Source organism: Nonomuraea sp. 3N208 (genome assembly GCF_052245935.1).
Lineage (GTDB): Bacteria > Actinomycetota > Actinomycetes > Streptosporangiales > Streptosporangiaceae > Nonomuraea.
The window spans coordinates 141,791-153,375 of sequence record NZ_JBQQBR010000004.1 but is presented as its reverse complement, the minus strand read 5'-3'; the positions used below and the strand labels follow the sequence as shown (position 1 = coordinate 153,375).

The 11,585-nt window shown below is 67.2% G+C and carries 11 protein-coding genes; 4 read left to right on the top strand and 7 right to left on the bottom strand.

What is annotated here, in order from left to right; genetic code table 11:
* Positions 1–10: 10 nt before the first annotated feature.
* The 4 genes from ACTWPT_RS07125 to ACTWPT_RS07110 form a co-directional block, all read right to left on the bottom strand.
* Complete coding sequence (locus ACTWPT_RS07125) at positions 11–934, bottom strand: NAD(P)/FAD-dependent oxidoreductase (RefSeq protein WP_443176435.1); 924 nt, start codon at positions 932–934, stop codon at positions 11–13.
* The gene (locus ACTWPT_RS07120; RefSeq protein WP_443176434.1) at positions 934–1,659 is read right to left on the bottom strand and encodes a class I SAM-dependent methyltransferase; all 726 of its coding nucleotides are present in this window, start codon (positions 1,657–1,659) and stop codon (positions 934–936) included. The genes ACTWPT_RS07125 and ACTWPT_RS07120 overlap by 1 nt, the downstream gene beginning before the upstream one ends.
* 276 nt (positions 1,660–1,935) lie before the next feature.
* Positions 1,936–2,577 carry a VOC family protein gene (locus tag ACTWPT_RS07115; RefSeq protein ID WP_443176433.1) on the bottom strand — a complete coding sequence of 214 codons (642 nt, stop codon included), beginning with the start codon at positions 2,575–2,577 and terminating at the stop codon, positions 1,936–1,938.
* Positions 2,578–2,951: 374 nt separating this feature from the next.
* Positions 2,952–3,866: an IS982 family transposase gene (locus tag ACTWPT_RS07110; RefSeq protein ID WP_443176659.1), complete on the bottom strand. Its 915-nt coding sequence runs from the start codon at positions 3,864–3,866 to the stop codon at positions 2,952–2,954.
* 172 nt (positions 3,867–4,038) lie between these two features.
* Between ACTWPT_RS07110 and ACTWPT_RS07105 the strand changes: the two genes are divergently transcribed.
* From ACTWPT_RS07105 to ACTWPT_RS07095, 3 genes are all read left to right on the top strand, one after another.
* The gene (locus ACTWPT_RS07105; RefSeq protein WP_357252041.1) at positions 4,039–4,326 is read left to right on the top strand and encodes a hypothetical protein; all 288 of its coding nucleotides are present in this window, start codon (positions 4,039–4,041) and stop codon (positions 4,324–4,326) included.
* 580 nt (positions 4,327–4,906) lie between these two features.
* Positions 4,907–6,595 carry a DEAD/DEAH box helicase gene (locus tag ACTWPT_RS07100; RefSeq protein ID WP_443176432.1) on the top strand — a complete coding sequence of 563 codons (1,689 nt, stop codon included), beginning with the start codon at positions 4,907–4,909 and terminating at the stop codon, positions 6,593–6,595.
* Between the two features lie 153 nt (positions 6,596–6,748).
* Positions 6,749–7,018, top strand: coding sequence for a hypothetical protein (locus tag ACTWPT_RS07095; RefSeq protein WP_443176431.1), 270 nt, complete (start codon positions 6,749–6,751; stop codon positions 7,016–7,018).
* Between the two features lie 87 nt (positions 7,019–7,105).
* Here the strand turns inward: ACTWPT_RS07095 and tsaA are convergent, their stop codons facing one another.
* Positions 7,106–7,507, bottom strand: coding sequence for a tRNA (N6-threonylcarbamoyladenosine(37)-N6)-methyltransferase TrmO (gene tsaA, locus ACTWPT_RS07090; RefSeq protein ID WP_443176430.1), 402 nt, complete (start codon positions 7,505–7,507; stop codon positions 7,106–7,108).
* Positions 7,508–7,743: 236 nt separating this feature from the next.
* Between tsaA and ACTWPT_RS07085 the strand changes: the two genes are divergently transcribed.
* The gene (locus ACTWPT_RS07085; RefSeq protein WP_443176429.1) at positions 7,744–8,292 is read left to right on the top strand and encodes a hypothetical protein; all 549 of its coding nucleotides are present in this window, start codon (positions 7,744–7,746) and stop codon (positions 8,290–8,292) included.
* Between the two features lie 169 nt (positions 8,293–8,461).
* Here ACTWPT_RS07085 and ACTWPT_RS07080 read toward each other — a convergent pair whose 3' ends face one another.
* Entirely contained in the window at positions 8,462–9,670 is a 1,209-nt protein-coding gene (locus tag ACTWPT_RS07080) for a M14 family zinc carboxypeptidase (RefSeq protein WP_443176428.1), read from the bottom strand.
* Positions 9,671–9,681: 11 nt separating this feature from the next.
* Positions 9,682–10,719, bottom strand: coding sequence for a M14 family zinc carboxypeptidase (locus ACTWPT_RS07075; protein WP_443176427.1), 1,038 nt, complete (start codon positions 10,717–10,719; stop codon positions 9,682–9,684).
* Between the last annotated feature and the right edge of the window lie 866 nt (positions 10,720–11,585).

The window sequence follows — 11,585 nt, the reverse complement described above, 5'->3', positions numbered from 1 at the left end:
TCTAATGGTGTCAGCCCAGCGCCACCGGCAGCCCGGCGCGGAACAGCTCCTGCTCCAGCCAGACCGCGGCCCGCACCCCGTCGGCTGCGCTCGGTCCCACCAGAGTCACCGGCTCCGGCACCGCCTTCAAGTGGGCCGCGTCCCCGGCCGCGTAGACGCCGGGCACGCTGGTCTTGCCATACTCGTCCACCTCGATGCAGCCGTCGGGCAGCAGCACGCAGCCGAGTTGAATGGCCAGGTCGGTGTTCGGCCGGGTGGGCGCCCGGTGGTAGACGGCCTCGCGCGCCAGTGTCGTCCCGTCCGTGAAGCTCAAGGTCAGCGCGTCCAGCTCTCCGTCGATGCCTGCCAACGGTGTCTCGATCACGGGGATGCCGCGGGCCTTGACGACGGCGGCCACCGGTTCGGGCAGGGCGCTCGGGCCGTTCGTACACAGCACCACGTCGTCGCTGTAGCGGTCGGCGACATAGGCCGCGAGCATCGCGTCGAACCCGTTGCCGATGACGGCGAGCACCTTTCCGTTCGTTTCGTAGCCGTGGCAGAAGGGGCAGTGGTACACGCTCTTGCCCCACCGCTCGGCCAGCCCTGGAACGCCGACAGGCTCGTCGGTCAGCCCGCTCGCCAGCATCAACCGGGACGCCTCCACGCGCTCGCCGTCCTCCAGGGTCAGCGTGAAGCGGCCGGACTCGCCCTCCGCCGAGCTCACGCGCCCCTGCCTGAACTCGGCCGTCGGATAGGCGGCGACCTCCGCACGGCCGTCGGCCAGCAGTTGCGCGGGGGAGCCGCCGTCCCGGCCGAGGAACATGTGCATCTCCGCGGCCGGCGCGTTACGCGGTCGGCCGGCGTCCACCACCAGGACGCGGCGCCGCTGCCGTCCCAGCACCAGTGCCGCACTGAGCCCTGCCGGGCCGCCGCCAACCACGATCACCTCGTACATCACGCGTCTCCTCTGTCGATGCGATACATGCCGAGCTCGGCGGGACCAGTGCGGGAAAGCACGAGGCCATGCTCGTCGAGCTCCTTCTCGAGCCGCTCCTCGTCCAGCACGCACCAGTCGTAGGTCGTCTCCAGCTCGCCGACGAGCCGGTCGTCGTGGTAGGTGCGGTAGGTCATGTGCCAGGCGATCCGGTCGGGGCCGACGGGCTCCGCTCGGCCCCATCCTTCGTACCTGCGCCGCCCAAGGCGTACGTCGGCGAACCTGGATTCCGGCACCGTCATCGGCTCCGTGGGCGGCTGCAGATTCAGCACCGCCCGGCCGCCGGGCAGGAGCCGTTCGGCGAGCATGGTCCAGATGGCCTGTCGCCCGGCCGGGTCGAAGTGGCCGATGACGTTCATCGCTACGACGGCGCCCAGCTGGTCCGGCAGCGCCGCCTCAAGTAGGCCCTCCGGCAGCACGGTCACCCGGTCACACAGACCGGGGCTCTCGCTCACCCGAGCCAGCAGGATGGACCGCAACGCCAACGCCGGCTCGACGGTCATGATCTCGGCCTCGGTCACCGCCTCCGCGATCACCCGCGTGCCGTGCCCCCCGCCCGCGCCCACGTCCACGATCGGGCCGGACACTCCGCGCAGCGCCTCTGCCAGTGGTGGCCCCAGCGCTGCCCAGTGCGCCGCGAGCATCACGTCGACGAACTCCCCGGATCGCTCGTATTCGTCGGCCACTCGCACCCTCTCAGCTCAAATTGACAATGATTACCATTTTGTGAGACTAGAGAGGGGATGAAGCGATCGTCAAGAGTGCAGCAGGGACGCCACATCCTCGTGATGGGTGGCCGGACGGTCCATCCGGGAGAAGATCGTATTCATCGGGTATGCCGTCGCGTCGACGGGCCGGGGCGGCAGGCCGGTATGCCCTGACGGCTCTCGAGGACGCAGGTGGCGATCCGGGCCACGTAGTCCTGCCTGTCGCAGGATTGACGTTTACCTCTCGATATCGGGTTAGCGGACGCCCAGCGTGATCGACGCGCCATCGTCGAATCCGATGCTGACGCGCAGCGGGCCAGCGTCGCCTTCGACGACGCGCACGCCTGCGGGCAGGCCTCCGCACCACTGCTCGACGTCCTTTTGTGAACCTGCTATGTCGAGGCCGACGATGCCGGTCGGCTGGCGGGTGTGTGGTGCGGTCAGCGCGTGCGGTCTTTCCTCGTGCGGCACCGGCCAGTGGATGAGTGCGGGAAGCCAGCGCCGGATCATGTTCGGGCCGAACCCCGCCAACGTATAGGCCGGATAGCCAGGCCCCTCCTCCGGCACGTCGGAGATCGTCAGGTTGTTCTGGGAGGCCAGGCGATGAAGTGACTCCACGTCCTCGAACCCGACCAGCCAGGCGACCGGCACCAACGGCTCCGGATACCTGTCCAGGGCCCTCGCCTGGGCTGCCGCGATCGGCGGCAGAGTCGAGTCCGGAACTTCACAGTTCGGATAGTGGATCTCGAGAGACGACCGCCCCAGCGGCACGACCAGGTTCGACACCCCGAAGCCTGGTATCACCCGTCCCCGCGCGACTGCGAGCCCGTGCGCACTCAACACCTGCTCTGCCTGCTCACGGCTCCGCGCGGCCAGCACCACATGGTCGATTTCCACGTGATCTCCTTCCCGGGCAGTGATGGCCATTCTTCGCCGTCCAGAGCCGGACTCCTCGTCGAGTCGCTGCCGGTTCGGCCCGAGCCGATGAGCGCGGCTGGCTGCTTGCCCTCGCGAAGATGAAAATCGTTGTCGTTATCATGACATGATTCGCAAGCGGAAGGGAACCACTTTGGCCAAACCATCCGCCAGCGCGTGCTCCTTGCAGGAGGGGCGATGAAGAAGGGCGTCCACCCCGACTATCGCCCTGTCGTCTTCCGTGATCCCGGCACGGATTTCGCCTTCCTCTATGTCTGGATACTGCAGGTCGTCATCTTCGGTCACGTGGCTTGATCAAATTCGGCCAGCACGTCTAGATGATCTATTCCAAGGGGTCAGTGATCGTAGGCGATCAGTGAGCGTAGGACGGTTTGTCCGGTGGCGTCGTTGTGCCAGATCGCGGCGGTCAGCGCGAGGATGCGTTGCATGACGCGGGCTATGACACCTCCGGGTGTGCGCCCTCGGTGCCGTTCGAGGTCAAGCTGCCCCTTGAAGGTCTCGTTGATCGATTCGATGACCTGTCGCAGCGGCTTGAACAGGGCTGCGCCAGGCCGTTCCCGTTCACCTTTACGGGCAGGCCGCAGCAACTGGACTCCATGCTCGGACAGTTCGCGTTCGAAACCACGGCCGAAGTAGTTCTTGTCGCCGATGAGAGTCTGTCGGGGGCGCTCTCGCAGAAGCTCGCATTCGGCTGCCAGGAGGTCAAGGAGGGTCTCGCGTTCGTCGGCCTTGGCCCCGGTCAGGGCGAAGGCGATGGGCAGGCCCTGAAGGGTGCAGACCAGGTGCAGGCGCAGGCCCCAGAAGAAGCGGCTGTGGCTGGCGCAGTAGCCGTACTCGGCCCAACCTGCCAGGTCGGAGCGTTTGACGGTCTCGCGGGAGCGGCCGCATTCCACCGGGGTGGAGTCCACGACCCATACGTCGTCGCTCCACACCGAGGTGGTGGTGGCCAGGATCCGGTTGACGCTTCGCATCAGACCGGCGGCCTTGCGCAGCCGCTTGTTGTAGCCGGGCTGCTGGGGCAGGTAGGGGAAGGGGTGGCGCAGGTGGGCACGGGCATGGCGGAGTCGTTTGGCCTCGGAGGTGTAGCCGAGTATGGCCTGCATCGTGGCGAGGGTGACCAGTTCGGCATCGCTCAGGCGGGGCGTAATGCCGACCGGCGGGCGCCACGGCGCCAGGTCGGGATGCTCCTTCAGCATGTCGTCGGTCGTCGCATAGAGTGCTGTCGCGAGGGTGTCCATGTCGTTCGTCACAAAACGATCTTGGAGACCCTCGTTCTCGTCTCCGCAGGCACCCCTTGGACCACACCACCAGGAGGAACCAGTGTCATACCCGCAACTGCTCACCCCCGAGGAGAAGCTCGCCGACGCGAAGAAGCTGTTGAGCCTCCCGCGTATCGTCGTGATCTGCGGCTCCACCCGCTTCATGACCGAGATGACCGAGGCCGATCTGCGGGAGACCAAAGCCGGAAAGATTGTCGTCAAACCGGGCTGTGACATGAAGTCGCCGCACGAACTTTGGTCCGATCCTGTCGAGGCCGAGGCGCTGAAGGTTCGACTCGACGATCTGCACCGGGCGAAGATCCGGCTCGCTGATGAGGTGCTCGTAGTCGGCGACTACATCGGAGACAGCACCCGAGCCGAAATCGCCTACGCCCGGTCGCTGGGCAAGCCCGTGCGGTTCACGCACCCCGAAGTCGACCCTGACGCCTGACCGCCCGCTGCCACCTCGACAACCAGGGCCGGCAGCCCGCCGCCTGACCGTCTCGCGGTGGCTTCGGCCGCCGCCCACCCCACACCCTCCGCAGGCATCCCTTGGAATTGATCATCTAGAGGGCCTGGAGCATCGCATACAGAGCGGGTCCTACTCATCCGCACGTGATCTTCCGTCTCGGGCGAGCGGTACCGTTGGGCAACAGGACGGCCCGCAGCCGCGCCACCCGGCAAGCTGCTGGTCGAAGGTCGAGAGGAAGGCTCCGGTGTCGAGCGGTGAACGATGGGCCTCCTTGCCGCTGCGGTGATGGGGATCGGAGCGAACATCCCGCATACCCAGGCGGCATGAGGAGTAACGCGAGGCGGAATGGGAGCCAGGACGGGCAAGGCCGCTTTCCGGTCATGCGGCCGATGGATGAGAGCAGATCGCTGGGGTGCGGTCCGCGAGAGATCGACAGTTCGAGAGCTCGGCCGACCGGCGACGCACCGTATGGACGGGAGGCGGCGAACAGACGCGGCAGAGGGGGAGTGTGTTTTCCGGCTGCGTCCGGAGGTAGGGGGTGCTGGAGGAGGCGCCGACGATGGCCTTGAACACGTCTGATGGTGCGTCGAGCTTCGCCGACCTGGGGTTGCGGACCGAGCTTCTGCGCGCGCTGTCCGATCTGGGATACGAGGAGCCCACCCCTATCCAGTGCGAGGCGATCCCGCCGTTGCTGGAGGGGCGCGACCTGCTCGGGCAGGCTGCGACCGGTACGGGGAAGACGGCGGCGTTCGCGCTGCCCGTGCTTCAGCGCATGCCCCCGACCGACGACGGTGACCCGGTGGCGCTCGTGCTCGTGCCCACACGGGAGCTGGCCGTCCAGGTTTCCGAGGCCTTCCATCGCTACGGCCGCAACATGGGCACCCGCGTCCTCCCGATCTACGGTGGGGCACCGATCGTCCGTCAGTTGCAGGCGCTCAAGCGAGGGGTCGATGTCGTGGTCGCGACCCCTGGGCGCGCACTAGACCACATCAGCAGGGAGACGCTTCGCCTGCGTGGCGTGCGGACCGTCGTACTGGACGAGGCGGACGAGATGCTCGACATGGGGTTCGCCGATGACATCGAGGCGATCTTCCAGGCGACTCCGGAGGGTCGCCAGACGGTGCTCTTCTCGGCGACGGTCCCGCCGCGCATCACCGGGATCGCTCGCCGTCATCTGCGCGACCCGGTCCGGATTGAGATAGGGCGGCAGGCCGCGGCCCGGGGGGAGGCCCCGTTGGTGCGGCAGAGCGCCTATGTGGTCGCCCGGGCGCACAAGCCTGCGGCGCTCGGGCGCCTGCTGGATGTGGAAGCGCCAGCAGCCGCGATCGTCTTCTGCCGCACCCGTGAGGAGGTGGACCGGCTCACCGAGACCTTGAACGGCCGCGGCTACCGTGCCGAGGCCCTGCACGGGGGGATGGACCAGGAGCAGCGCGATCGCGTGATGGGGCGACTGCGGAGCGGGACGGCGGAGCTGCTCGTCGCGACTGATGTGGCCGCGCGTGGCCTCGACATCGAGCAACTCTCTCACGTCGTCAACTACGACGTCCCCTCCGCACCCGAGTCGTACGTCCACCGCATCGGCAGGGTGGGACGGGCCGGCCGGGAGGGGGTGGCACTCACCCTGGCCGAGCCGCGTGAGCATCGCATGCTCAAGGCGATCGAGCGGGTGACGGGGCAGCGGATCGGTGTGGAAAGGTTGCCGACCGTCGCCGACATGCGCGCGCGTCGCCTGGAGCTGACCCGCGCCGCCCTGGAGGAAAGCGTCCTCCAAGACGACCTGGAGCCCTTCCGCGTCGTGGTGGAGTCGCTCACGGATGAGTTCGAGGTCATGGAAGTGGCCCTCGCCGCGGTGAAGCTCGCGCATGAGTCCGGTGGAGCCGTGGCCGACGAGGAGGAGATTCCCGAGGTCGTTCCGCGAACCGGGGCGGACAGGCAGGGACGTCGTGAGGTGGCCGGAGGCCGGGAGCGGCGCGGCCGCATACCCGCAAGGGGGATGACCCGTCTCTTCTTCGGTCTTGGGCGCGCGGCCGGAGTGCGGCCGCAGGATTTGGTCGGTGCGATCGCGGGCGAATCCCGCATGAGTGGGCGTGACATCGGGACGATCGAGATCGCTGACCGTTTCTCTCTGGTCGAGGTGCCCGAAGACGCCGCCGACGAGGTGATCAGGGCTCTGCGGCGGAGCACCATCAAGGGAAGGAAGCCGACGATCCGCCGAGAGCGCGATCGGCCCAGCGGATCACCCCGGTGAGTGGGGACGCCGACGCCACGCCGCTGAAGCCGGCCGCGAAGTCGCTTTGGGGCTACGGCGGTGTCATACAAGCCCCGGACGGGACGATCATGACGGTCGGCGTCCTCGGCGAAGAAGGACACCGGCCCGGCCACCCGGGAGATCGACGAGATCGTGCTCCAGCTGGGAGTCGCGGACGTCGCTGCGAGCAAGCGGTTCTACGTTGACCGCGGCTTTGCCGCGACGAAGAGCTTTGGCGGCAAGTACGTCGAGTTCGCCGCTCCGTCGAGTCCCGTCAAGCTGTCGCTCTACAAGCGCCGCGCCCTCGCCAAGGTTGCCGGCGTGTCTCCCGAGGGCACCGGATCGCACCGCCTCGTGATTGGCAGTGACGCCGGGCCCTTCACCGACCCGGACGGCTTCGTGTGGAAGGTGGCTTCCACGTAGCGACAAAGGGCCTCTGATCCGGGTGCACGAGGCGCGTGTGAACACCTTCAAGGACGGTTTTTCGGCACCACGGACCAGGATTCGCCACTAGCGCGTTGCGTCCAGGACCGGTTTCACGTCGACGATCGGGGTGCCGTCGATGGCCTCGAGGTCGGCGACCCGCACCCGGAACCCGTCGATCGCGAGCACCCGAACTCGGTGCAGTCCGATGGGATTGGGCCGGTCGGAGGAACGGGTACTGAAGACACCGGTCAGCGGGTTCCGCAGATCATCGCGTGGATGTACAGCCAACACGGACCGGTCGGCGAGATGCAGCCACGTGAGGACGAACACCTCATCCCCGACCGTAAGATCGCGGATGCCATCGGCCATCGCGGGATCGAACGCCAGCCAGGCCTCGGGACTGCCCTCCACACCCTGCTTCGGAGCGCTCGCGGGATCGATCAACGGCGACTCGACGACTCCGATTGGACGAATCTCGTACGTCATGAGTCCTCCCTACCTTGGGTCGACCCGAAGCGGCGCCATACTCGATCGGGGAGTTCGCTACAGCAGTGGCCGCTCAGCCCCTCAGCTGACCGCTTTCTTCACGAGCGCGGCGATCTTCGCCTCTTCCGCGGCGGCGTCGGGTTGTCTGTCGGCCATTGGCTCACCACCCTCTGACGGCACGGTGGGCCAGGAGAACACGCACCGCCAGCAGGTGTTCTTATGGTGAAATATGCCGAATGGAACGGGCGAGGCAACTGGTAGGCGAGATGCTCGTCTACTGTTTCGTGGTCGTCCTGCTCACCGGCAGCTTCCTGGCCTTCTTCTATACGCCCGACGGCCAGATGGTGCCGTACGACGGCAGCTACGAGCCGCTACGAGGCGTCCCGATGAGCGCCGCCTACGACTCCGTCCTGAGGATCAGCTTCGAAGTGCGGGGCGGCCTGCCTATCCGGCAACTGCATCACAGCTCCTCGGTCCTGCTCGTGCTGGGAACCGTCGTCTGGGCCCTGCTCGGCCGTTTCCGGTACGTGCTCGCCCTGCTGGGCTTGGGCCTGGTGCTGCTCAGCGGACTCGCGGGCTACGGATCCGCTGACGACCTGCTGTCCGATACCGTCCTAGGAAAGCTCCCCATCGTCTTGTGGTACGGGCTGCACGTGCTGGCCGCGCTGGTCCTGGGCGCCACGCTGGTGATCTCTTCACACCGGGAGGCCGCCCGTCACCCCAGAACGCCGGCTTTCGTGGCACTGAGCCTCGCCCTCACCGCGCTGGTGTTCTTGTGGCGCTGACGCTCTACCCACCCGTGGGAAGGAGGGAGGGACTTCGCTTCCAATTCGAGCACTTGCCGGTGGGATGCTTGGTGTTGCCGCGGCAGACCCGGCTATCGGAAACCCCGCCGTCCATCCGTTGACCCGTGGCCTTGTCCAGGCGGTCCACGCGGTGGCCTTCGCGACACGCCTACTCCTGGGTCTCCGGGATGTCGTCGTACCGGACGGGGTCGATCTGGTTCACCGCACCGGTGCCCACGGCCTCGATGATGCCGTCGAGTCCGTTGGTGACCGTCTGAACCAGTTGCCCGCGCTGCTTGGCGCCCCAGGTCTGGGTCTGTCCCCGTACTTCGAACAGCACGGTGCCGGAGCCGTTGAGCGCGAACGAGCCGAGCCCCGTGCCCGGCAGGTCGATGTCCTGCGGGTAGAGGGTCAATGAGCCGAACGGCGACTGGCCGCGGAGCGACAGGGCGTCGTACGCGGCCAGCGTGAGCCGCTTGGAGTAGTCGAGGCGGTAGCCGCGGTTGTACTCCTGGTGGTTCTCCACGTCGACGAACTTGCCCGACAGCGACATGGTCACCTGGTTCTCACCGCTCTCGTCGAGGTCGCAGGGGCCCTGGTGGTGTAGGTCGAGGTAAGTGTCGACGGCGCCGAACTCCGCCTTCAGCGACTGGTACAGGTCCCTGATGGCCCGCGACTCCGGATGGATGTACCAGCCGGGCTCGGATGAGGAGCCGGGGAAGTCCGCGGCTCGCGGCACGTAGTTCAGGTCCGGGTGGTAGTCACGGTTGACGTCGAAGCCGGGGCGCGTGGCGTAGTCGTCTCCCGATCGCGGTTCGGTGTAGTAGTTCCACGCCGGCTGCGCCCCCGCCAGCTGCGGGAAGTCCGCGACGACCTCGGCCCAGGTGCGGTCGTTGCCGCGCCGGTCGAGCTCTGCTCCGTCCGGGTTCATCTTGGGTACGGCGACCAGCGTCACCAGCGACCGCAGGCGCTTGGCCTCCGGCGTGTCGGCCGTCATGGTGCGCAGCAGAGAGAGCACGGCGTCGGTGCCGGTCTTCTCGTTGCCGTGGATCTCGCTGGTGATCAGTACGACCTTGGGGCCGGTGCCAGTCCGCGCGGCCCAGATCTCACGTCCGCGGTTCGACGCACCGATCTGTGTCACGCCAAGGACGTCGGAACGCTGCGATTCGAGCCGCTGGAGCTCTTGGCGCAGCTCGGCGTGGCTCGTCCAGGCGGACGCGCCGGTGTCCCCGGTGGACGTGCCGCAGTGTGCGTTCGCGGGCTGGGCGGCGGCGGGCGGCGCCAGCGGCAGGGTCGAGCCCACCAGGGCCGCCACCGCCAGGCCCACGCCGGCCAGCTTCGGCGCCACGGTGCCGTACGTGGTTCGGTTCCTCTTCATCATGGCGTTTGTCACTCCACGTCGTCTTGGTCGACCGGCTCGCCGCGGCGCGGAATGGTGTCGGCGACGGCCGGGTCGATGGCGGCGAGGCTGCCGTCGGCAGCGGCCTGGAGCAGGGCGGCCATGGAGGCATAGGCGGTCCGGATCAGATAGCCACCGGACTTCTGGCCGAGGCCGCCGCGCAGCTCGATCAACAGGCTCGCACTGCCTTGCAAGCCGAAGGAGTTGCGCGCGATGCCCGGGAGGGAGTCGCCGGGGTAGAGGCTGACGTTGGCGAAGCCGTACTGCTGCAGCGAGGTGTACACCACGGCCGCGACCCGCTTGCTGTCGGCGACGACCTGTGGTGCCACCCCGGGGTTGGTGGGCCACAGGATCGAGGTGGTGTCCAGGGAACCGTCGGGCTGGCGGTAGCTGCCCTGGTGGTGGTAGTCCACGGTGATGTCCGGCCGCCACGAGCGCACCATCCGCTGGATCGCGGCCGCCTCCGGCACCGGGTTGGCCTCGGGGGACATCGCCGGGTCGTGGTAGCGGTTGATGTCGAATCCCACCCCGGGCGCGCAGAAGGCGCCGGAGCAGCCCGGATCGACGTTCTGCCGCTGGAACCGTTCGGTGCCGTCGGGGTTCGCGCGCACGACGACGCGAAGCGTCACGTCGTCGAGCACGTCAGTGGCCCAGGTGGCCTGCGAGGCGCCGATTCGCTGCAGGAGTTGCAGGGCCGCCTCCGTGCCCAGTGGCTCGTTGCCGTGCTGCTGCGTGATGTAGAGAACCTTGGTCGGTCCGGTACCGGCCGTCGCGGTCCAGATGTCGCGGCCTTCGTGCGTCTTCCCGATCGACTCGACGTCGATCGCGCCCTTGGAGCGCTGTTCCAGGTGTTGCAACGCGGTGGTGAGCTCGTCGTAGGTGTGCAGGCGCTGGAGAGAGACCTGCTGCGCGTCCTGGACCCAGGGACCTCCCGGCGTCGTACGATCGGCGGACGCCGTGGCCGTCCCCCAGATCGTGAGGCCCAGGACGGTGGCCAGAACAACTGCTGCCCGTCGCTTCCTTAACAAGAAAGTCTCCTTTTCCGGTGTACGTCTGTCACGGCGAACGCGCTTTCAGGGCGCACTCCACCACCACTCGAGGTCACGAAGTTCCGGCGCATGAGAAAACCCGATCCCGCCAACATGAAATCGCCTTGGCGGAGGCGAGGGAAAGGGATTAGTGAACGAACACTGCCTGCTCCTTGCGCCGCTGCCGTAGCCGGTGGCCGCTGAATGGATATGGACCAAATAGGGCCGTGGGCGTCGGGGTCACCCCGGCAAGGCGACGCAGAATAAATCGTCCTTCCTTCGTGCTTGCCGCAACACGACCGGCGCCGGTCGCCATGACTCTTGTAACAAACACAAACGAGCATGACAAGTGTCACGCTCGGTGTCCAAATAGGGCCGTACAGTCATCTTCCGGGGCGGCTCTGGGGTGTTCCGCCAGGCGTCGGCACAGGTGAAGGATGCCGTCTCGGCCGCCACCATCGCCGCCGATCTCCCAACGCTGCTACGCCCGAGAGCTCGGCAAATGACAATAATCGCCATGACCATAATGATATTTCGGACATGTCGTTATGGCGTGACCTAGGCCTCCACCTCGCCCGTCCGATACAGCCGGCCAACGACGCGCGAGACACGCTGATGAGGCCGCAGCGGCACAGCCGTAATCACTGACCCGATGCCGGTCCACCTCGACGTGCCGAGGACTGTCAAACACCCAGGAAACTGACAGCATTCCAGTCTTGTTCCGGAGGCGGTCACCGTGGAAACGTCACTGGTGACTTGTCCGCCAGGGGTGCCGGTTACCCCGTGGCGGGCCTGGCTGATTTATGCGAGGAGCAGTAGTGCATCTGCGCAAACGGTTTCCAGGAAAAGCCGAGGGGAACGCGGGA